Annotated in this window: 20 protein-coding genes; all 20 read right to left on the minus strand. The window is 66.1% G+C overall.

The annotated features are described in order from the left end of the window. Window positions 1-31: 31 nt before the first annotated feature. The 20 genes from ACSVDD_RS20510 to ACSVDD_RS20605 all read right to left on the minus strand — a co-directional run bounded on the left by ACSVDD_RS20510 (window position 32) and on the right by ACSVDD_RS20605 (window position 21,436). Entirely contained in the window at window positions 32-433 is a 402-nt protein-coding gene (locus tag ACSVDD_RS20510; protein WP_448191247.1) for a hypothetical protein, read from the minus strand. Further along, window positions 430-651, minus strand: coding sequence for a hypothetical protein (locus tag ACSVDD_RS20515; RefSeq protein WP_448191248.1), 222 nt, complete (start codon window positions 649-651; stop codon window positions 430-432). Before ACSVDD_RS20515 ends, ACSVDD_RS20510 begins: the two co-directional genes overlap by 4 nt. Then, entirely contained in the window at window positions 648-1,319 is a 672-nt protein-coding gene (locus tag ACSVDD_RS20520) for a hypothetical protein (RefSeq protein WP_448191249.1), read from the minus strand. Before ACSVDD_RS20520 ends, ACSVDD_RS20515 begins: the two co-directional genes overlap by 4 nt. A gap of 480 nt (window positions 1,320-1,799) precedes the next feature. Next, window positions 1,800-2,894 carry a hypothetical protein gene (locus ACSVDD_RS20525; RefSeq protein WP_448191250.1) on the minus strand — a complete coding sequence of 365 codons (1,095 nt, stop codon included), beginning with the start codon at window positions 2,892-2,894 and terminating at the stop codon, window positions 1,800-1,802. Continuing rightward, window positions 2,894-4,447 carry a hypothetical protein gene (locus tag ACSVDD_RS20530; RefSeq protein ID WP_448191251.1) on the minus strand — a complete coding sequence of 518 codons (1,554 nt, stop codon included), beginning with the start codon at window positions 4,445-4,447 and terminating at the stop codon, window positions 2,894-2,896. Before ACSVDD_RS20530 ends, ACSVDD_RS20525 begins: the two co-directional genes overlap by 1 nt. 12 nt (window positions 4,448-4,459) lie before the next feature. After that, the gene (locus tag ACSVDD_RS20535) at window positions 4,460-6,619 is read right to left on the minus strand and encodes a hypothetical protein (protein WP_448191252.1); all 2,160 of its coding nucleotides are present in this window, start codon (window positions 6,617-6,619) and stop codon (window positions 4,460-4,462) included. An 18-nt stretch (window positions 6,620-6,637) separates the two neighbouring features. Next, window positions 6,638-7,336, minus strand: coding sequence for a hypothetical protein (locus tag ACSVDD_RS20540; protein WP_448191253.1), 699 nt, complete (start codon window positions 7,334-7,336; stop codon window positions 6,638-6,640). Continuing rightward, window positions 7,336-8,829: a hypothetical protein gene (locus ACSVDD_RS20545; RefSeq protein WP_448191254.1), complete on the minus strand. Its 1,494-nt coding sequence runs from the start codon at window positions 8,827-8,829 to the stop codon at window positions 7,336-7,338. The genes ACSVDD_RS20540 and ACSVDD_RS20545 overlap by 1 nt, the downstream gene beginning before the upstream one ends. 2 nt (window positions 8,830-8,831) lie before the next feature. Then, window positions 8,832-9,224 (minus strand): hypothetical protein, encoded by a 393-nt coding sequence (locus ACSVDD_RS20550; RefSeq protein WP_448191255.1) that lies wholly within the window; start codon window positions 9,222-9,224, stop codon window positions 8,832-8,834. Then, on the minus strand, window positions 9,221-12,379 hold the full coding sequence (locus ACSVDD_RS20555; protein WP_448191256.1) for a hypothetical protein: 3,159 nt from the start codon (window positions 12,377-12,379) through the stop codon (window positions 9,221-9,223). The genes ACSVDD_RS20550 and ACSVDD_RS20555 overlap by 4 nt, the downstream gene beginning before the upstream one ends. A gap of 2 nt (window positions 12,380-12,381) precedes the next feature. Continuing rightward, window positions 12,382-13,293 (minus strand): hypothetical protein, encoded by a 912-nt coding sequence (locus ACSVDD_RS20560; RefSeq protein ID WP_448191257.1) that lies wholly within the window; start codon window positions 13,291-13,293, stop codon window positions 12,382-12,384. Beyond that, window positions 13,290-14,930, minus strand: a complete 1,641-nt coding sequence (locus ACSVDD_RS20565) for a hypothetical protein (RefSeq protein WP_448191258.1) — start codon at window positions 14,928-14,930, stop codon at window positions 13,290-13,292. The genes ACSVDD_RS20560 and ACSVDD_RS20565 overlap by 4 nt, the downstream gene beginning before the upstream one ends. 117 nt (window positions 14,931-15,047) lie before the next feature. Next, window positions 15,048-16,283, minus strand: coding sequence for a hypothetical protein (locus ACSVDD_RS20570; RefSeq protein ID WP_448191259.1), 1,236 nt, complete (start codon window positions 16,281-16,283; stop codon window positions 15,048-15,050). After that, window positions 16,283-16,735 carry a hypothetical protein gene (locus ACSVDD_RS20575; RefSeq protein WP_448191260.1) on the minus strand — a complete coding sequence of 151 codons (453 nt, stop codon included), beginning with the start codon at window positions 16,733-16,735 and terminating at the stop codon, window positions 16,283-16,285. Before ACSVDD_RS20575 ends, ACSVDD_RS20570 begins: the two co-directional genes overlap by 1 nt. An 8-nt stretch (window positions 16,736-16,743) precedes the next feature. Next, window positions 16,744-17,901 carry a hypothetical protein gene (locus ACSVDD_RS20580; RefSeq protein ID WP_448191261.1) on the minus strand — a complete coding sequence of 386 codons (1,158 nt, stop codon included), beginning with the start codon at window positions 17,899-17,901 and terminating at the stop codon, window positions 16,744-16,746. Window positions 17,902-17,909: 8 nt separating this feature from the next. Continuing rightward, complete coding sequence (locus ACSVDD_RS20585) at window positions 17,910-18,092, minus strand: hypothetical protein (RefSeq protein WP_448191262.1); 183 nt, start codon at window positions 18,090-18,092, stop codon at window positions 17,910-17,912. 3 nt (window positions 18,093-18,095) lie between these two features. Further along, window positions 18,096-18,413, minus strand: coding sequence for a hypothetical protein (locus tag ACSVDD_RS20590; RefSeq protein WP_448191263.1), 318 nt, complete (start codon window positions 18,411-18,413; stop codon window positions 18,096-18,098). A 14-nt stretch (window positions 18,414-18,427) separates the two neighbouring features. Next, window positions 18,428-18,889 (minus strand): hypothetical protein, encoded by a 462-nt coding sequence (locus ACSVDD_RS20595; RefSeq protein WP_448191264.1) that lies wholly within the window; start codon window positions 18,887-18,889, stop codon window positions 18,428-18,430. A 114-nt stretch (window positions 18,890-19,003) separates the two neighbouring features. After that, complete coding sequence (locus tag ACSVDD_RS20600; protein WP_448191265.1) at window positions 19,004-20,263, minus strand: hypothetical protein; 1,260 nt, start codon at window positions 20,261-20,263, stop codon at window positions 19,004-19,006. Window positions 20,264-20,461: 198 nt separating this feature from the next. Beyond that, on the minus strand, window positions 20,462-21,436 hold the full coding sequence (locus ACSVDD_RS20605; protein WP_448191266.1) for a hypothetical protein: 975 nt from the start codon (window positions 21,434-21,436) through the stop codon (window positions 20,462-20,464).

Raw genomic sequence — 21,436 nt, forward strand, 5'->3', positions numbered from 1 at the left:
TGTAGGGCCGTGCAGTAAAGCACGCCGGGCCTTACGGGCTGGCACGTTGGAGCAGGTAGTCGGTCAAGATGTTCAGGTCGTCGAGGTCCTGCCGCAGGGAGGCGAACCGTTCCTTCACCAGGGCGGTGATGTCCTCCATGGTGACCTGGGCGGGCTCTGGCTTCTCGGGTTCCGGCGTGACCTGCTGGCTGTGGATCTCGTCCCAGGTCCGGGGCGGGCGGGTATTGTGGAACCGGACGTTCAGGAGCACCCACTCCCACTGGTTCCGCCGGAGTTCCCGGCTGTTCCGGAAATTCGCGTCCCACTCTTCGAGAATGGCGAGGCCCTTCTCGTTCTTCTTCTTGGTGAAGATGTCCCGGAACTTGGCGATCAGCTTCAGGATGTCGGCCCGGTCGTACTTTCCGTCCGGGGTCTGGATGTAGGGCGTGGTCATGCTGTGGCCTTCGATTTGCTCTGAAAGTGCTTCCGTTGGGACCGGGGGCGGCACCGCTTCCTCGCGGACGGGCCGTACGCTCCCCAGATCCCGGCTTGCTGCGGCGTCATGGCGTACCCGAGCTTCAGCCGGGCGACGGCGTGCCGCATGATCTCGGCCTGGGCGGGCGGGAACCGGTCCTGCCGCAGGGCCTTCTCGATGTCGGTGATGGTGGTCATTTCGGTTTCTTCGGTCCTCGGCCCCGGCCGTACCCAGACCTCGGCTTCCCGCCGGTGTTCACGTACTTCCGGTGGTAGTGGGCGTGGACGCCCCGCATCTGGTCGTCGAGCGGGATCCCCCGCTTGAGGTCGTGCAGGGCCTCGACCATGGCCTGGGTCCAGTGCTCGTACCCATCCACGCCCACGGCCAGGACGAGTTCGATCTCGGTGATGGTCCGCTGGGTGATGTTGACGGGCTCGGCGTTGGCCTCGGCCAGTTCGGTGCCGGGCTTGCGGTACGGCACCAGGAAATCGTTCACCAGCTTGTTCTGGGCCGGGGACAGGTCCTTGGTCCGCAACGTGATGATGCACCGCTTCAGGGCTCCCCGGAGGTCGGGCGGGATCCGGGTGGAGGTGTCGAGCAAGTGCCCGATCTCTCGGGCACGCTCGGCACGCTGATCGCGTGCCTGAAGCTCGGCCCGGATCTCGGCGAGGGTTCGGCACGGGCCGGGCTTGAGCCGGACCAGCCCGGCGGGCTGGCGTTGGGCTCGGGTTCGGGCCTCGATCTGGCGGGGCGTGAGCAGTTCGTCCCCCTGCTCGGCCGGGATCGAGACCCCAATCGACTGGGCCGTCGGCTTCGCCTCCGGCCGAGGGGAGATCGGGGTAGGTTTGGCTTTAGTATTCGACATGGTCGGTTCCTTGTCCGGTTCGGGCCAACCAAGTGGATCGGCCTCGTTCCGAAATTGTACGGACCTGAAACACGCCGAATCAAAATTAAACCGACAAGCCCGGCACGAGTTTGGTAGGTAATCGACGAGCCGAGCCTCCCTCGTTCCAGAATCCGAGCGAGAGCGACCGGCGGGGACCGAGAGGACGGGGAGCCCCACTCCCCGTTCCGCGAGGAACCACGTCAGATCACTCAGTTTTAATTTCGCCAGACGGTCCAATCCGTGATAAAAGGAATAGGCTCCCGCCGAAGGAGGGAGCCCATTTCTTTTGTCGTGGAGTGGGGCGGCTGCAAAACTGAGTGGGCATTTGGCCAATGTCTATGGCGACCCGGACGGACGAAAAGAAACGGCCCTGGAGGGGGTCCAGGGCCGTGGCCAGTTTAGCTTTCCGAGGGAGGAGTTCATGGTTTCGATGGCGATCTCAACCACTCACGACTCTATTTAGTTCTCCAGGAGCTTCCGGAACTCGGGCCGCATCAGGAGGACGTACATGCGGGCGTGGAAGGCTTCCGGCCCTTCCTTGATGGCGTCGGCCAGGATCGGCTCGAACTTCGACCCGGTCACCTTCCGCTGGAGATCCTGCGGGTTGGACAGGTAGTGCTCGATGCCGTAGCTCGTGGTGGCCGAGCCCCTGCCCGCCATCTCGCCGGCTGCGGTGGAGAACCGGGGACCCAGGCTGTCGCCGGCCTTCTCGACGGCACGCCCGGCGAGATCGGCAGCATCGCCCGCAGCACCCGTGGCCATCCGGCCCAGGCTGAAGGGATGGCGACCCCCGAGCCCGGCCGGCCCGAGCTTCATCAGGTTCTCGACCAGGGCGGGGTTAGCCCGGTACATGGCCTGAAGCTGGTCGGCCCACTCGGGGTTGATGCTGCCGAGCCGGTCGCTGAACTCGTCGAAGCGATCCAGCGGGGCCTTCTTCCCCAGGAAGTCGTTGATCTCCCGGCCGACACCCTGGGCACCGCGGCCGATGGCCGACACACCAGCACCGACACCGCCGGCAGCACCACCGATGGCAGCACCACGGGCCATGTCGCCCAGGAGGGCACCGGGATCCCGATTGTCGCCCTCGGCCCGCAGGGCACCAGCAGCCGCACCCGTGCCGATCAGGCCGGCAGCACGAGCCGCTCCGGTGGCACCGGCGAGGCCCTTGGCCGCCAAACCACCCGGCACCAGGGCGGAACCGATGTCACCGGCGTTGACGGCGAGCGGGTGCTCCTTCGCCAGGGCGTCGTCGAACCGCCGCATGTTGTCCCGGTTCTTTTCGTACTCCGACCAGAAGGACTGGCCGGGTTTCACCAGGGCCGGGAGGCTCTGGAGGAACCCCGCGATCTCGTCGTCGTGCCCGAAGCTCAAACCCTTGGCGAGCCCGCCCACCAGGGCGTTCAGGCTGTTGGTGTCGCGGGCCTCGGCCTCAGGCGTACCCGGACCAGGACCCCGCTCGCCCGGCCGCGGGCCGTTCAGGAAGGAGTCAAAGTCCGGGGTAGCCCCGCCGGCCCCAGGGCGGGGACCGGCGAGAAATTCGTCAAAGGACGCCATCAGTAGCCTCCCCGCATGATCTCGTCGTAGATCCGCTGGCCCTGTTCCTTGCTGAGCCGGCCGGACTTCACGTCGTCGTACAGTTTCTGGAGGGCTTGCTCACGGCCGGCACCGCCCAGGCCCGACGGCGAGGCTGTCGGCCGGCTGCTGCTCGACGGAGCCGCCGCCGGGTTCCGGCTCTGCCGCATCTGGTACTCCATCGACCAGTTGTTGAAGTCCTCCGGCTTGACCTTGCCGGCCTCCCGGTCCGACATCCAGGCGTCCCGCTTCTGGAGCGTCCGGTCCGCGGCGTTCCGGAGGATCTCGATGATCTGCCGGTTGGCCTCGGGGGACTTGCCGAGCGACGGGAGCGTGCGTTCGAGCGTACGCTGCTCGTAGTCCGTGATTGCACCCTGGCCCTTGAGCCGCTCACGCTGGCTGAGCAACAGATCGCCGATCTGCTGAAGGGCGACATCCTGTTTGGTCGGGTCGAAGTTCGGCAGGCTGACGCCCGTGACCTGCTGGACGGCCGACGCCAGCCCCCGGAGGGTGTCGGAATCGGTGAGCACGCCGGTGGACTGGTTCGCCAGCGTCTTCTCCAGGGTGTCGAGCACCTGCTTGGTGTTGGCGGCACCCGCGGCGGCCTCGGCCAGCTTGTTCAGCCCCTCGGAGCCGGTCTTGCCCTGTTCACGCGAGAACGCCCCCAGGCCGGCGTAGGTCGGGGCCGAGACGCTGTCGGGCTGGAGCCGCTTCTCGACCTCGGCGTCGGCCAGCACGGCACCGGTGCTGTCCTTGATCACGGCGGTGCCGGACTTCGGATCGAACACCTTGTTGAACCGCTTGCCGGTAACCGGATCGATGTAGTTCAACTCGCTCTGGTACCGGGACTTGCCGTCGTCCAGCACCATACCCTTGATGTCCTTGTACTTGCCGGGTTCGACCGGGGCGTGGTCATCCAGCCACCGGAACTCGCCGGTGACCGGGTCCTGGTACACCGCCTTGCCTTCCAGCAGGCCGAACTTCTCCTTCTTCAGGCGGTCCTCGGCGTCCCAGCCGAACTTGGTCGCCGAGCGGGCGTCGGCTTCCTTCCGGAGCCCGAACTCGGAGTTCCAATGGGAGTCGCTGACGGCGTCTCGACCCTTGCGGTAGTCGAATTCCTGTTCCCACTTCGAGCGGGTCCAGTCCTCTTTGTCCCGGTCCACCGCGGACTTGTAGCTGTCGGCGACGAAGCGGGCGATCCGATCCTCGTCCTTCTCGTTGCCGGAGATCCGAGTCTTGCTGATGTCCGTCTCACGGTTGGCCCAGTCGCTGACCGTGGACATGTACGGCTTGGGGTCCGGGAGCGAGTGGGTCAGGATCCCGCCAGCCGAGGCATATTTGTTCGCCAGGGCGGCGGCGAGCAACTGCTGCTGCCGGGCCTGCTGGGCGATCAGGCTCTGGCGGCGGAGTTCCTCCTCGCGGGCATCACTCAGGGCTCCCAGGCGGTCGATGGCCGTGGGGTCCATGGGGTCGATGGGCTTGCCGCGGTAGGAGCCCAGCAGGTTGTCACTGAAGTCGTCGAACCAATTGGCCATTGCTGGTCTCCCTTAACCGAACCAATCGAACAGATCGCCGAACCAGTCGCCCGCATCGGCGAACAAGTCGTCACCGAAGTCGAGCCACGACGTGTCGGTGCCGGCGTCGCCGAAATCGAACCAAGACGTGTCGCCGAGGCCGCCGGTGGATTCGTCGAACCAGCCCCACGACGGGTCGGTCATCCACGAGCCGGTGTCCCCGGCGAAGTTCACGTCCTCGCCGTCGAACCAGCCCCAACCCGGATCCGACATCCAGTCGCCGGTGCCGGTGTAGCTGTCCCAGTTGTCGTAGACCTCGCCGAAGTCGTCGCCGCCGAACAGTTCGTCCCAGATGCTGCTGATCCCGCCGCCGATGGTGCCGAGCAGCCCGCCGTTGTTCCCGCCGGTCCCACCGGTCCCGCCCAGGCCCAGCAGCTTGCTGATCTGGTTCCAGGTCCCGTTGGTGCCGGTGCCGCCCAGCCCGTTGTTCACGTCAGTGCCGAAGCTCCGCTGGTTCCGGGCCGCCTGCTCGGCATTCAACTGGTTGATCAGCGTCTGGTACGCGGTGCTGATCATGGAGTTGTTGTTTTTATTGCCGGCCAGCTTGTTCTGGATGTTCTGGAAATCGACGTAGTTCTGCTGCGTCGCGTTCCACTTGGCCGCGTCGTTGCTCGCCTGATTGTTGAACAGGCCCGTTTTGTACCAGAGGTCCTGGTTCGAGAAGTCGGCGTTCTGGTCCAGTTTGCCCTGGTTGGCCGCCCATTTGTTGAATTCGGTCTGGTCCTGGAACAGCCCCTTGTTCCAGTAGTCGGCGTTCAACTGCTCGGCCTTGTTCGCGGCGTCGGCCCCGAACTTGGCGGCGTCGTTGGCGTACTGGAGGTTCGCCAGCCCCATGCGGTTCTGGGCGTCGCTGTTCTGGAACATCCCCTGGTTGTACTGGGTGGCGTACTGCTGGGCCGCGGTGTTCTGGGCGTTGGCCCCGAACTGCGACGCGGTGTTCTTCGCCGACTGGTTCGCCAGGGCGATCTGGTTGGCCTGGGACGCGTCCTGGAAGGCCGCCCGGTTGGCGTAGTCGGCGTTCAGCTTCGACGCCTCGTTCTCGGCGGAGGCCCCGAACTTGGCCGCGTCGTTGGCGATGGCCGCGTTCTGGAACTCCTTCTGGACGGCGTTCTGGTTGTTCGCCAGGGCCGCACGGTTCCCGGCCTCCGCCCCGTACTGGGCGGCGGTGTTCTGGGCGGTGGCGTTGTACTGGTTGAAGGCGTTGATCGCCTGGGCGTTCTGGGCCTGGGTCGAGATGTCCTGCTGCCGCATCTGGCCCACGAGGTTCCCCTGGGCACCCATGGCGGCGTCCGCACGGTCGCGGGCCTTGCCGGCCACGTCGATCCCGACCTTGTTGGCCTGATCCGCGGCAGCCTGATTGCCGGCCAGCCGGGCCGCCAATTCCTGCCCGCCCCCGGCGATGCCGCGGGCCTGCATGTCCTGGATGACGCTGTCGTTGATCCGCTGGGCCTGCTTGGACTGGTCGGACAGGACGCGGTTGAACATCCCCTGGGCGGCCGGGTCCCAGCCGCCGGAGTCGATGATCGAGCCGTACCGGTCCACCAGGGCGTTCTGCTTGCCCAGCAGGTCGGCGTTGTCCTCGATGGTCTTGGCGTCGCCCAGCGTGGTCGGGGTGTACCCGGACAACGCCACCTGGGCCAGATCCCCGATCTTGGTCGGGTCGTAGCCCTTGAGGGCGACACTGGACAGCGGCCCGATCTTCGTCAGATCGGCCGTGGCCGGGTCGTACCCCTGGGTGATCGCCTGCTTCAGGGCGTTGAGATCGACGGTGTTCGCCGTGCCGGTGGACGGGGTGTAGCCCTGGGACATCACCTCGCGGAACAGCGTCGGGTCGATGCCCTGGTACGCGGTCTGGGGAGCGGTGCTGTACGGGGTGTCGCCGCCGAACAGCCAGGGGGTCCACTGGGCCGCGGTGACATCCGGCGGCATCCACGAGTCCTCGCCCACGCCCTTGGCGTAGTCCAGGAACTCCTGTGCCATCTTGGTCCCCTCGCCGGTGCCCCCGAAGGGGGACCCGGAGAGACCCAGGATGTCATTCCAGATCCCGTTCAACCCGTCGTTGACCACGCCGGTGCCGGCGTTCCCGAGATCGCCGAGAAGGTCATCCCACAGTCCATCCCAAAAGCTGGCCATGCCGGCTCTCCTTTTCGATTAGTAGACCTTCCGCGGGAGGACCTGAGGCTGCTGCTGCTGCCCGTACCGACCCTGGAGTGCAGCCCGCAGGGCTGCGGCTCGGGCCTGCTGCTGCTGGAGGACCTGCTGCTGGTTCGAGCCCGTGGACGGCTGCCGCGGGAAGACCTGCGGCTGAGCAGTCCCACCGGTGCCACCGCCAGCCGCCTTGGCCACGGCGACCGGGCTGGCCCCCATGTAGGCCATGGCCGCCGACTTCAGGACCGAAGACATCGGGACGTTCGCATAAGGGTCGTCCCGGAACTTCTGCCGGTTCTGTTCCTGCTGGAGGGCACTGTAGTAGTTATTCCAGCCGGCCTGACCGTGGAGGTTCTGGGCACGCTGGTTCCCCAGGAACTGGTTCTGGTTGGCGAGCTTCTGGAGTTCCGCCTCTTTCTTGAGGCGGGCCTGCTCGCTGGCGTACCAGTTCTGCTGCTTCTTCTGGGAGTCCAGCATGGCGGTGAGCCGCTGCTGGTCCCACGACTTGTTGTCGTCGGCGACCAACTGGTCCAGCGACTTCACGCCGTTCCAGCGGTCCGGCTGGAACCCGTACCGGCTGGCCGAGGCCGCCATCGGGTCGTCCATCTGCTGGGGGCTGTAGATGCCGTTCAGGAGGGTCTTGTACTCGTCCGTCAGACCATCACCCAGGATGTCCTCGAACACGCTCATGTCGAGAGCCATTATTTGTATCCTTTCATGAAATCGTCGGTGATGGACTTCCGGACCCGCTCAGCGTTCTGGCGGGTGAAGTCGATCCACTGCTGAGTACCGAGGACCAAGCCCTTGGACATCGCCTCGACGGTGTTCTGGGCATCGACCATCTTCTGCATGGTCTCGCCCCAGGACGGATCCGACATGGACAAGCCCGAGAGCAGCGACGGGGCGGTCTTCATGAAGTCGAGGGCCTGGGTCAGCTTGCCGGCCTGGATCGCCTTGTTGGCCGAGTCCTGGGCCGCCTTGTTGGCCTTCTGCTCGTCCAGGGTCTGGGGCGTGATCCACCCGTAGGCGTTGGCCTCGGCCTTGGTCGCCCCAGTCGAGTTGACCGGCTTGGCCGTCTGGTTGTTCGCCTTTTGTTCTCCTGTTGGTTGCACGGCGGGCTTCGTTTCCACCGTCGGGGCGGGGGTCGAGGCTGGGGCCGGAACCGCCGAGTTGGGGGTGCCGGGCGGGACGATGCCGGTGTTGACCGGCTTGTCCGGGGCGTAGGGCTCCTGGTAGCCGGGCGGCATGACCGCGGCCGACATCTGGTCCCCACCCCCGAGGAACGACGAGAACAGGTCCTGGAGGGCGAACTGGAGGTTCTGCGGCGGCAGGACCTGCGGACGCGGAGCCGGCTGGCGGCCGAACAGACCGGCCTGGAACAGGCTGCCCCAGTCGAGGGCCGGCTGCTGCGGCATCGGCAGGCCACCGAACAGGCCACCTCCGAACGGACCGCCGCCCCCGAACATCCCGTACGGGTCGAAGCCGTAGCCGGCGTACTGCCACGCGGGGTTCTGCTGGACCGGGGCCGGGCTCTGCTGCGGCCCGATGTACATCGGGCCGATCTGGCCCCCGACGCCGATCTGGGCACGCAACTGGTTGTCGGCCTCCAGGGCCTTCTGGGCCGCCGCACGCTGGTTGTAGTTGCTCGACACCGACTGGGTCATGAGCTTCGTCCGCTCGGCGTCCGTCAGGAGTTTGGGAGGCTGCGGTGCCTGGGGGGCCGGCACGGGCGAGCCGCCCTGGGCCTGCGGGACGAACCCGGTGTTGTAAGCCGGGGCCGGCTGGGGCTGGACCTGGGTGGTGACCCGATCCGACGCCTGCTGGGCCTGTTGCTGGGCTTGCTGGACCGGATTGGTGGCGGCCGGCGTCGGCGTCACGGTCGTGGTCGGTTGGGCCTGCTGGGCGGACGGCGAGGACGCGGCAGCCTGCTGCTGGGCCTTGGCGGCGTTGGCCTGGGCTTTGGCCTGGAGGCCGGTCTGCTGGGATTGCTGCCACTGCGTCGAGAACGCCGGGTTCTTCATGTACTGGCGGCCGTCGTAGGCCGCCTGGGACGTGGACAGCGTCGGGTACGCCCCCCGGATCGAGGCCAGAACGCTGTCCGAGTTGAACAGCGTCGGGGTCTGCTGGACCTGCTGCGTGACGTTCTGGGCCTCGTCGTCGTAGAGGCTGCCGGCGGTCGTTCCGAAATTCGCCATTCTCACTCACCCATGATCCGCAATCTGGCCCGCACCTTCTCCTCGGTCCCCGTCCAGTTGGCCCGCACCGCCACCGTGGTGGCGTCCACCGGGTACCACTCCAGTTGGACGCCCAGGAACGTGCCGGCCCCGCCGGCCTTGGCCCAGCGGTAGCCCTTGTTCCCGATGGCCGAGGTCTGGACGACCTGGACTTCCGAGGGTTTGGACCCAAGTCCCGAAACATCGATCTCGACGAAGGTGAGCTTCGGCAGGTCGATGTCCGTATTTACCGCTCGGAGGTTGTTAGTAAAATCAAGCCCTTTTTGGAGGGCTTGATTGATCTGATCTACGGCTCTGTTGTACGCCGTGAAGATCTGGGCCGGCGTCGTGATCTTCGGCAGGGACGGGAACTTCATCGGACAGTGGTCTCCGTTTTCGGGCTGACGGAGATGTCCCACTCGATGATCTGGTACTTCTCGCCAGCACGGGCGTGGTTGAAGGACATCACCAGCGACCGGCCGTACTGGGCCTCCGCCGGGATGAAGGTCCGGAGCCCGAGATCGATCTCGGGCTCCGGGTTGCCCCACGGGAAGTGGCCCCACGGGCTCTTGCCCCAGCCGAACGACAAGGCGTCGTTCTTGACCGTGACGAAGGTCTCGGTGCGGTTCTGGTCGGTGGTGAACCCGAACGTCGCCTCCCGGACCGAGTTGAATTTCAGACTGATCGCGGCCTCGGTGAACTGCTTCAGGAGGCCGGCCTGCCCGCCCACGAACGGGGCCGGGATCACGCGGGTGGTGATCGCCGGGTACAGGTTGGCGGCAGCCGCGGTCCAGTCCTTGGCCTCCTCAACGGTCAGGCGGTAGTTACCGGACCCTAGGTCCTCGACCTTGCTGACCACCGACTGGGCCGAGCCCTGCTCCAGTTGCCAGCCGACCGCCGGAGCGGCGAAGAAGTCGTCGCTGTGGTTGACGGTCACGACGGTGGGCGACTCCACCCCCGTGATGGTCGTGGCAATCCGCTCCTCCCGGTAATCGTCCACAGTGCCGCTGTCGCGGATCACCGTGAGCTTCTGGGTCGCGAGATCGGGGGTCGCGAACGCCACCAGGAGGTCGTTCTCCGACGCCATGTAGGTCGCGGCACCGGCGGAGCGGTCGAGCTTGGTCCAGGCCGAGTTGATGGCCGAGAACCGGTACCCGACGGTCTCGGTCGAGTTCTGATCGACCGGCAGCCACAGGATGACTTCACGCCGGAGCGGGTCGGCCACGGCGTGGGCGACATCGAACAGGTTCGACCATTTCAGGCGGGGCTGGACCTCGTCGTCGATGGGGGTCGAGATGCTCTCGAAGTCGCCGGCCAGTTGGGTGAAGCCCGACTGGGTCAGGGTGAAGGCCGAGTTGTTCAGCACCACCGTCGTCCGGGGTGCCACGGTGCCGAGCGTCAGGTTGAGGGGCCGGACCGAGAAGGACGCGTCCGTCACGCCGGTCAGTTCGAACACCGACTTATTGGTAACGATCAGGAGCCGGTCGTCGGTCGGGACCAGGGCCAGGATCTCGTGGGTGGCGTCGCCGATGTCGATGTAGTTCAGGGCCGGGACGTGCTCGGGCTGCTGGAACTTCGAGTAGAACAGCCGGTTCGGGTAGCCCTTGGGCCGGAACCGGGTGTCGAGCGGCGGGTCGAACTCGTCCGAGTACCCGGTGTCGGGCACGATCTTGACCGCGTCCCGGTCGGTCCCGACGGCGACGAACACCACCCGGCCCGGCACGTCCTCGAATTCCGAGACGTAGTAGGCCCGGAGGTGGGCCGAGCAGTTGTTGATGACCCGGCACAGCGACCGCATCGTCTCCTGGACGTTCTGCGACGGCGTGCCGCCGGTCTCGACCCGGAAGGTCCGGGGCGTGACCGTGTAGTCCTCGGTCGCACCGGCGTTGTAGGTCTCGGTGACGGTCGAACCCTGGTACTCGATCTGGAACGAGATGTTGCCGGGCGTGGACGTGCCGTCCGGTGCCCAGCGGTGCATCGAGATCGCGGGCAGGTCGCAGTTGGCGAAGAAGGCGTACTGTTGGTACAGGGCGGACGCACGGCTGAGCGGCGGCCGGTCGTTGGCCTTCGAAATCGTTTCCCGGCTGGGGTTGGTGTACAGCAGGCTGTCGAGCCCCTCGCTGCCGTCCACCGTCGTGATCTGGATGGCCGGGCCGCCCGAGTAGGCCGTGCCGGCGGTCCAGGACAGGTCCGTGACCTCGAAGCACTCGTCGCCCGGATCGGTCGCCCCCTGGGCCTGGGCCACCCCGGTCTCGTTGGTCCGGAAGAGCTTGAGTTCCCAGCCGGCTTCGCGGTCCACGTCGCCGACGAGCACGTCCACCTTCATGGGACGGGTCCATTCGGTCACGGTGCCTGTGGTCAGGCTGGTCGAGGCCGTGAAGGTGATCTGGGTCGTGCTGGGGGCGGTCGCGACCGTGTAGTTCCCGACCCAGGTCGAGTCATTGGCCTCCACGATGGAGAACCGGCTGCCGAGCGTCATGCCGTGGTCGGCCGCGAACGTCGCCGTCGCGGTCGAGCCCGACTTGGTCAGGGCGGTCATCTTGGGCAGCACGTTGCCGGTGACGACGACGCGGTCACTCGGCGGCCCGATCACCAGCCCGGCGTCGCTGGCCTGGAAGTTGCCGGCCGGCGTCGCGGTCTGGATGCCGCTGCTCGGGATCTCGTAGCCCGACGGGATGCCGATGGGGCTCGCGGCCTTCGCGACCGCACCGGGGGTGTACTGGTAGCAGGCCCGGAACGCGACGGTGTAGACGTTCTTGGACGACGCCGTGACCACGCCGGTCCAGGTCCCGGAGGCGTAGCTGGTCGTCGCCCGGATCCACGCGGGTTTCTTCAGCCCGGCCTTGCGGGCGTTGAGCCAGATGCCGCCATAGTTGACGGTCGTGGTGGTGTAGGAGCCCGGCGAGCCCAACACGCCCGTGATGTACGGGGCGTAGCTCTCCTCCGAGCGGTACACGCCCGTGGCCGTGGTGGTCAGGACGGCTTCCCGGAACTTCGTGAACTGCGGGACCGCATACCGACCGTTCCGGTACTGGGCCATCTTCAGGGTCTGGTAGCCGGTGTCGGTCCAGTCGGCGTTGAAGGCGTCGCCCCAGTCCCGGTCCGGGTACAGGTCGTACTGGGTGGACATGTCGCCGGCCACGTAGCCGGAGTTCTTGACCCCGTACGCCTGATGGTGGGTCGAGCGGTCTGCCAAGGCGACGAAGTTGCCCGTCGAGAAGTTGCCGAGTGCCCAGACGATGTCCTGGGTCACGTCCAGGAAGCCAATCGGGCGGTACCCGGCCAGCGAGACGTGCTCGAAGTGGCGGTCACCCGACGGGAAACTCCAGGCCGCCCCACCGGCGAGGTTCGGGAGCGAACCGCCCCGGTTGAAGCCCTGGTAATCGTCCAGGCCCTTTCGGGGTTCCACGACGTTGGGCTCCTGGACCACGACGTTGGTGGCCTCCAGGTAGGCCCCGGCGGGCAACGCGAAGGGGTTGCCGGCCGAGTACAGGCCCTTGGCCTCCGTCCGGCGTTCGATGCTGTCAGCCATGGTCAGATCCTCCGCCGGGTACCGATCCGCAGCAGGTTGTTGCGATTGACGATCTTGGTCGGGTCACCCTGGACCCGGTTCTCGATCACGTTGGCCAGCGAGGACCGCATGGTCGGCAGGGCCGCCATCTTGGTCTGGACCGCCTGGGCGTTCCCGAGGGCCTGGAGGATCCGGATGGAGGTCAGTTCCAGGAGGTACGGGTACAGTTCGGCCGGGGTCTGGAGCACCGGCGTCTCGTCGGCCAGGACGATCCAGTCCCCGACCTCCACGTCCGTGATCGAGCAGGCGTTGAACACCAGGGTCTGGGCCGTGATGCCGGCGATCTGGAGGTCGAACTGCTTGACCTCGCCCCCGTCGTACTGGCTCACCACGTCGATCCGCTGGCCGGTCAGGAAGTGGGCCGGCACGCCGTTGATCGTGATCGTGGAATCCGTCACGGCCACGACCTTGCGGGCACGGTTGGCCGGGACCAGCCGGGAGGGCCGCATGTTGATCACGACCACCAGCGAGCCCTGGGGGCGGGCCAACCGGTAGGGCACGAGCCGGATGTCGTTACCCTCCAGGTAGTAGCCCAGGGGCCGGCTGGCCTCGGTCGGGAAGGTGTAGGCTTCCTCGCGGTTCACCTTGGAGAGCGGCTGGGGGTTCCCCTCGGAATCCGTCCAGTAAACGTCCCGGAGTTTCTGCCCCATGGCCCGCGGCGGGATCCGGTACCGGACCTTGCCCTCTTCGAACGGGATCGCGATCTCGCGGGTGAAGTATTCCTCGTTGAACTTGACGATCAGCGGGATCACGTCGTTGATCAGTTCTTCGTTGGCGAACCGCAGGATGTCGCCGTCCGAGAAAGTCTGCTGAGACTTCGGGAAGAGACCGCGAGACGTGATCGAGGCTACGAAATCAGTCGTGGTGTAGGTCATGCGTAGATCTCCGCGGTCCGAATGACGGCGAGCCAGTTAATCGTGCGGGCGGCTTCGCCCGTTACTTTGACTTGCAGGAGGGAACTGGCGGCCAGGAACTGGACATCGATGTCCCAGATGCCCGAGCGGTCGTTGGCGATGACGGTCTTGGTCGGGGTCCCGACGAAGACGTTGCCCAGGGCGGTCGAGCGGGCGAAACAGCCCTTGATGTTCCAGGCCGCACTGTAGTTGTTGGCGTCCGTCGAGCGGGCCACGACGTTGATGTCGAACGACCATGTGGTCTCGGACCCGATCACGACACCAGCGGTCGGGCCGTACTGGTTCAGGGCCGTCTGAGTGCCGTCCGTGGTCGTGTGGGTCAGGAGATACTGGCCGGCCTGCATCCGTCCGGCGTTGATCACCGAGGTGATGTTGTAGTCGCCGCCGTGCACGAACGCGTTGGTGTTGCTGGCGTGCGGTTTGCCCCCGAACCCCATGGCGACCGAGTGCCGGCTCGCGACGCTGCTGTACAGGCCACCCAGGACCACGCCGGACGAAGAGATCGTGCCCCCGTCGGCACCCAGCAGCACGCCGCGGGAAGACGTGGCCGACCCGGCGTTGCTCCCGATGGCGATGCCGTAGTTCGACACCGTCGTGGACGCCGACCCGAACACCCAGCCGCCGTTCGTCACCGTGACGCTGTCGCTGCCCACGATGGCACTGGTGTTGTTCGACGTGATGGTGTTCGACTTGCCGCCGACGATCAGGTTGTAGTAGCCGCCCTCGATGGAGTTGAGGCTGCCGCCGAAAATCGAGTTGTCGGACGCCGCACTGGTGATCGACTGCCCGTTGCCGATGACGACGTTGCGGACGCCCTGCACGGTGTTGGCCGTGACGGTCCCGCCGGTGATTTCCTTGTAGAGGGCCAGCGAGGTGCCGCCGGAAGCCGGTGCCCAGGTCAGGGTGCCGGCCCCGTTGGTGGTCAGGACCTGCCCGCTGGTGCCGGTGCCGGTCGGGAACGTGTTGCCGTTCAACGAGACGGTGCCGCTGACCGTCAGGGACGTGGCCGCCGCCGTGCCGCCAATCGCGACGCCGTCGATGGTCCCGCCGTTGATGTCCACGCTGTTGTGGCTCTGCTCGCCGAGCGACCCGATCCCGAGGTTGATCCGGGCATTGCCGGCGGTGGTCGCCCCGGTGCCGCCGTCGGACACGCCGAGCGGCAGCGTGAGGCCACCGGTCCCGACCTGATCCGAGACGAACTCCAGGCCGGACTCGTCGCTCTTCACGGCCAGGATCTTGCCGGCCTTGCCGGCGTAGGAGGCGGGGGTGTCGCTCAGCCCCAGGAAGCTCGCGACGGGGTTCCCCCAGGTCAGGTTGCCGCTGCCGTCCGTGGTCAGGACCTGCCCCGACGTGCCGTCGGCCCCCGGCCACTTCATGCCGTCCAGGACGATCTGGCCAGTGCCGTCGGGCTGGATCGTGATGTTCCGGTTCACACTGGAGACGATCCAGTGCGTGGATACGTCGAGGTTCCCACCGAGCCGGGGAGCGGTGTCGTCCTCAACGAACGCCAGACCGCCACCGCTGCCGCCATCCCCCAGAGTAAAAGAGCGATCCGGGATGACGACCGTCCGGTCTGCGGTCAGACCAGCGTTCGTCAATTTGAGGGTCAGCTTGTGACCGTTGGAGTTAAACTGAAACTCACGAGCCATAGGGCATAATCTCCCGTCTTCGGGTTATTTATGGCCCCCTGGCTCGTGGTCAGAACCGCAGAGAACTTAGACGATGGACAGGACCTTTGCCGAAGTCACACCGTCGTCGCTGGCGTAGACGGCGAGGATCCGGTTGGCGTCAATCCGGTGGCTTTCCAGGCCGAACGACCCGACGCTGGGCTCGATCATCACCGGCCCGTTCACCCGCGACAGGGCGTTGGTTGCCGCGTCGTAGTCCAGGACGTACAGGTAGATCCGGTCGCCGCTCGTGGTGGCGTCCGAGCACACCGCGGCCAACCGGGTCGAGGACAGCCAAAGCGGGCAGTACCGGTAATCGGTGGACGATCCGGCCAGGAGCAACTGCGTGCCGACCGTGGGCGTGGTGCCGCCCGATTTCACCGGCCAGACTTTCATGCCAGCCGCAGGGTCGGTCATGCCGTAGGTCATCGCCGCTCCGGCCACCGACATGTCGTTGCTGTTGAAGTTGTCGGCCCAGGTGCCGTTGGTCAGCGTTCCCTGCACGACGGCCGAGGTCGTGATGCCGGTACCGCTGTGGGTCAGGATCACGGACGAGATGCCGGCCGGCGTGCCGGTTTTGGTCGCGGTCAGGATCGCCTGGGTGGCCGAGATTTTGACCAGACGGCCACCGTTTTCCAGCGAGGTGTTGCCCACCGCCTGGGAGGTCGAAGACATGGCATCGACCTTTCCCGCCGCCGAGTTCCAGTTCAGGGCGTACGACCGGACCCGGTACGTGGTCGAATCCGACCGGCCGGTCAGCACGATCTTGGTGCTGTCCAGCATGATGGCGTGGCTGTGGTCGATCCGGGTGTTGGCCAGCACCGACGACACGTTGTTGGTCGCGTTCGTGACCGTGACCGCCAGGGTGCTGGGGTCCACAGCCAGGGTTGCGGCGTAGATGGCGTACGGGGCCGACGGGCCGTTGTAAAAACACACCGCCTTGTTGGTTTCGACCTTCAGCACCGACAACGACGCGGCCCAGTTCAGGAAGCTGGCGGTGACCACCGCCGTCTCGGTCCCGACCGTGATGGTGTTGTCGGCGTTGACCTGGATCGCGAACGCGTAGATGCCGGCGGTGCCGGGGCTGGTGCCCGTGGCGAACCGGTTGTGGACGAACAGGAACACCCCGCCCCCCATGGAGGTCGAGCGGGAGAAGCTGTCGCCGTCGAACGCGGCGTCGTTCGACCACAACGCCGTCCGGGGGCCATCCTTGGACGCGTCGTACGTCGCCCAGGTCATGGGCGGGGTCGTGAAAGATTCGGTCAGGCCGCGTCCGATCAGCATCAGCGGAAGTCCTTCACCAGGGAGCAATTCCAGGTGACGCCCCCGTTGGTCGTGAAGGCGTACAGCACGTCAGCGGCCGAGGCCGTGGACGACACCGTGGGAGCGGTTCCGCCCGGCCACTTGAACGAGGCTGGCCACGCCACCGTCCGGCCGCCGGTGGCGTCCTGGGTGAAGGTGATCAGGATCTCGACGTGCCGGCCGGTCGCCGGCACGTTCTGGAGCACGATGGACGTGACGTTGGCGGTCAGGCTGACCGGGAAAACGTTCGCGTTGTCCAGGTTCAGCGTCACGACACCCGCCACGATGGACGGGGCGTCGGTGACGTTGCTGTACGACTGGAGCCGGGGTTTCCGGACGAAGTTGTCCACGAACGTGGTGTTGTCCCCGACCGTGATGTCGCTGGACCCCGTCTTGTTCAGCCGAGTGTTGGCGTTGTCAATTACCAGAGCCATGGCTCACCTCACACAACCTGATCGACCACGGCGACCCACTGGATGGTCTTACCGCTGGCCCCGGTGACGTTGATGACGATGTTCGTGCCGCTGACCGCCACATCGGCGTCCCAGGTCGAGTCATCTTCCTGGACGATTGTCTTCAGGATCGGCCCGATGGTCAGGGACCCCGAAGCGTTCTTCACGGTGAACGACAGTTTGTATTTGGCGACTTCGCCAAACACGTCGCTACGGTGACCCTTCACCCGGATCTCGAAATCCACGACGGTGTTGGTCGCAATGGCGAGCGTGGCCCCCGTCAGGGCGGTCAAGGAACCGGTCGTGGTGGTGGCCGACAGGATCCGGACATCCCGCGAGATCGTGCCGGCGGTGTTGGCCACCGTGAACTTGCCCTTCACCTGGACCGGGCCGTCCAGGACCACCTTGCCGGTGCCAGCCGGCCGCAGGGTCAGGTCGGCGTTCACGCCATCGACCGACAGGGCGTAGCTGGGATCGAGCAGCAGGTCGGTGCCGGTGACCAGGAGCGAGGTCGTGGTCCCGCCGCCGATCACCACGGCCCCGGCGTCGCCCTGGATCGAGAGGTTCTGGCCGTTGGTGCCAGTCAGGAAACCCCCGATGGCGACGTTGTTGCCGGCCGGGTCCAGGACGATGCCATCCAGGGTGGACACCGTGAGCTTGCCGGCGTCGCCCTTCTGGAGCGTGATGTCCGCACCGGCATTCGTCAGGGCCAAGGTCGGGGTCGCGATCTCGACGCCGGCCGCACCCGTGATCTTGTGCCCGTTGACGTTCAGGTCGCCGCTGAGCGACGGGGCGGTGTCGCCCGACACCGCGGTCAAGTACGTCGGGACGGTGTAGAACTCCAGCCCCGTGGCGTCGCTCTTGACCCGCACGGATTTCCCGCCCTGGCCGGAGTAGCTGGCCGGCGTGTCGGTCAGGCCGATGAAGTTGCCGGCCGGGGCCGTGATGAAGGTCAGGGCCGTGCCGGCTCCATTCACCGCCACGAGCTTGTTTGCAGCACCGGAGTAGCTGGCCGGCGTGTCGGTCAGCCCCGTGAAGGTCGTGGCCCCGCCACCCCCGCCGCCACCCCCACCGGAGATCCGGAGGGCACCCGTGGCCGGGTCGTACACCGCAGCGAGGATCTGGCTGGGATCAAGTTTGGTGGTCATGCGTCACCTCAAGAGACAGAGGCGACGCGAAGGCTCGCGGTCGCCGGGTCATAAACGCGGATCCAGATCTGGGCCGGGTCCAAGTCGTGCTCGACCACCGACCCGGCAGTCCCGATGTACAAAGTCCGGAGTTGGGCCGTGTTCTCGTCGTACGCGGCGAGGAGAACCTGCTTGGGGTCGATGGTCGCCATGGGTTACTTCCCCAGCGACTTCAGGAGGGCCTTGTAGATCGAAGCGTCCTCTTCATCGTCCAGGCCACCCAGGCTGGAGGTGTCGAGGTCCTCCTCGCCGCCGAGCATGCCACTCATGGCGTCGTCGCCCTTCTCCAGGGCTTCCTCCAGGGGGTTATCCCCGGTCTTGCCCTCGGCGGCCTCTTCCAGCGGGTTGTCGCCGCCACCGATCTCGATCACGGTCGTGGACGCATCATCGCCCAGCGGGGCGTCGTCCTCGGTCAGGAGCGGCAGGAGTTCCTGCATGGCCTCCAAGATGTTCGCAAGACGAATGTCTTTCATGTCAGGTTCTCCAATCAGAAAGTCCGGCTGAGTTCGACCCAGGCAGTACCGGTCCAAAGCAGAACGAGGGCCTCGTCTTGCTCCAAATCACAGGATCCGTTGATGTTGACGTTCCCGCTGTCCGGTACGGTCACGGGGGCGATGCTGGAACGACCGACCAGGATCAGGTGCTGGCCTGGGTAGGTGCCGGCAGCAATCGGGGTGATGGTGCTGAGGGCGACCGGGCCACCGAGGCCGGTCAGGAAGTAGCAGGGGGCCGACGACGGGACCGTCGAGCCGTTGTCCACCGTCAAGGACACCGGTGTGGTGACCAGGGGGCCGACCAGCTTTAGGAGCGACACGTCGCCACCCTCCAGGAGGGCGTACTGGAGAAGCTCGACCAGGGCCGGCCCGACCTGGGCTTCGCCCCAGTCCGTCTCGTTGTCGCCGGGGATCACGTAGGTATTCCCCAGGTTGGTCGTAACAGAGGTTCCCATTCGGCACTCTCCACATGAAGTCGCCGGTATTTATGGGATGGCGTCGCGGGGTTAACCCCGAACAAGAAAAGGGGGACCCGGAGGTCCCCCTTGGTACTTGTGCTTGACCTGACCCTAGGCCACGACGCCCGGAGCGATGTTGTCGATGACGACGCACTGACCGGGGGCCTCGCAGAACAGGGCCTGATCAGTGTACGCACGGAGTTCGTAACCGGCGTTGTTCTCCAGGTCGCGGAAGAACTGGTCGCCCTGGCCCGGCCGGCGGAAGGTCACGTCGGTCGAACCGACGCGAAGCATGCAGCGGTCGGCGAACAGGTACGACTTGCCGTTCTTCACGAACGAGGAGCCGACGATGCGGGTCACGCCGTTCTGGTTGAAGTACCGGATCGACTTGCTGCCGACATCCACCTGGGCCGTGGCGTAGCTGGAGTCGATCTCCCGACGGGCCAGAACCTCACGGTGCAGGTCCGACCAGGACGCGAAGGAGGTCAGGAGGGTGACATCCTCGCCCATGCCCTTGGCCAGAGCCTCTTCCAGGGCCTCGTCCAGAGCCGCGAACGACAGTGCACCGGCGGTGCCGCCGTCGTTGATCGAGTACTGGGTCGGCCGCAGGATCGAGTAGCTCGACCAGTTGATGCCGAACAAGCTGCCCGTGTTGGTCAGGATCTTGTCCAGACCAGCCATCTGGGTCGTGTAGGCCCCGAACTCGAAGATGTGATGGTTGGCGGCGACGCCCGTGGCGTTGTCCACCGTGATCGACTTCGTGCGGGTGTTGATGGCCAGGACGGTCATGACGCCGGTGCCGGCGGTGTTGGTCGGGGTGGTCTCACCCGACACGGCGGCCCATGTCTGGATCTTCATGCCTTCCTGGCCGACCCACAGGCCGGGAGCCCAGGAAGCACCCTTCAGGGTGATGACGTTGCCAGCGACGCTGGCGACCTCGCCGATGCCGGTCTGGCCGTACATCAGGTCGGCCTCGATGTCGCGGGCGATCTTTTTCCGCATGCCCTCGACCACGACCTGGGTCGCGTCCATGAAGGCGTTGCGGGAACCGACGGCACGGGCAGCCGCACCGTAGGAGATGGTGTCGCGGAGCAGGTACTCGCTGCCGCGGACCTGGGCGTTGACCATCTCACCCGACACCGCCTCGTTCAGGCTGAACGCCGAACCGTTCGAGTTCGAGCGGGTCGTGCCCTGCGGCAGCTTCACGCGGAAGGGCTGGTTGTAGAAGTCGCCGAGTTCCTTGTCCTTGGAGGTGAACTTCGCGATCTTCGTGAACTTCACATTGTCCGGGTACAGGTCGGCGATGCTGTCGGCGTAAACCTGCTTGAACAAGCCGTTCAGCTTGCCCACGTCGGTGTAAACAGGGGCCATCTTGGCTCTCCATTTCACAAATACTGGTGACGGGGGTCACCGGGATTTTCGAGGGATGGATTTCCGCGACGGCTTCGAGGTTTACGCAGACGGCGGCGAGGCTTGGTCTGGGCTCCTGGCACCAGGGCGGTACTCCGTGTTGGACCAGCACTTGACGGCGACTTGGCTTGGTCAAGTACTGGTCCAGTTCACGGGTATTTAGCCGCGGAGCTTCGCCATTTTGTCCCGCCATTCAGCTTCTGACATCGGACGCTTGTCTTCCGACCGCTGCGGAGCGACTGGACCAGCATTTCGCTGGCCGGCCGGCGGGACACCCCGCTGGTTGGACTTGATCTTCTGGACCTCGTACTGCCGGATCTTCTTCAGGGTCTCCTCGCCCAGCGAAGCAGCCAACTGCTCCGGGGGAAGGGTCTGGAGGAACTTGGTGTAGACGTTCGACATCAGGCTGTCGGTCTTCACCAGGGCGTCCTTGACCGTCATGCTGGGCTGCCGGCCCTCACGGGCGGCCTTGATCCGGTCACCGGCCAGGATCCGGAGGGCGTGGTACGCCTTGAAGGCCCGAGCCCGGTCGTCGGCGACGAAGTTGGACTCGTTGAACGCCTCGGAGATCTCACCCATGAGCTTCTGGGCGTCGGCCTGCCGGGCCGCCATGACCTGCTGCTGCTGGGCCTGCCGGGCCTGGAGTTCCCGTTCCTTGCGGAACTGCTCCAGTTCCCGCTGCTCCTGGAGGGCCTTGTACTTCTCCGGCTCGTACTGCTGGAGCAGGGCCTCGTTCAGGTAGTGCTTCGCGAACGCGTCCGGATCGACGCCCAGGTGCTTCAGGGCGGCGGCCGGGTTGTTCTTGATCGCGAGGACGACCTCCTCCAACTGGCGACGCTGCTCGGCGGCCTCCCGCATCTTCTGGTGGGCGGCCTTGCCCAGGCTGGCGTGCTGCTGGAGTTCCTCCAGGGTCATCTCGACCTCGGAGCCGTCCACCTTCACCTTGTACTTCGACGGGGCATCCGGGGCCTTGCGGGCGGGGGCACCATCGTCCCCCATCTCGTACCCCTCGGGTAGGGAACCGGGGTTTCCGCCCTCGTACGAACCACCGGTGGAACCACCCGTGTGCTCGATACCGGTGCCGGCGTCGCCGGCCTGGGTGTCGGTCGAGACAGAGGCTTCAAACTCACTCAT

The sequence above is a fragment of the Azospirillum terrae genome (assembly GCF_053470425.1).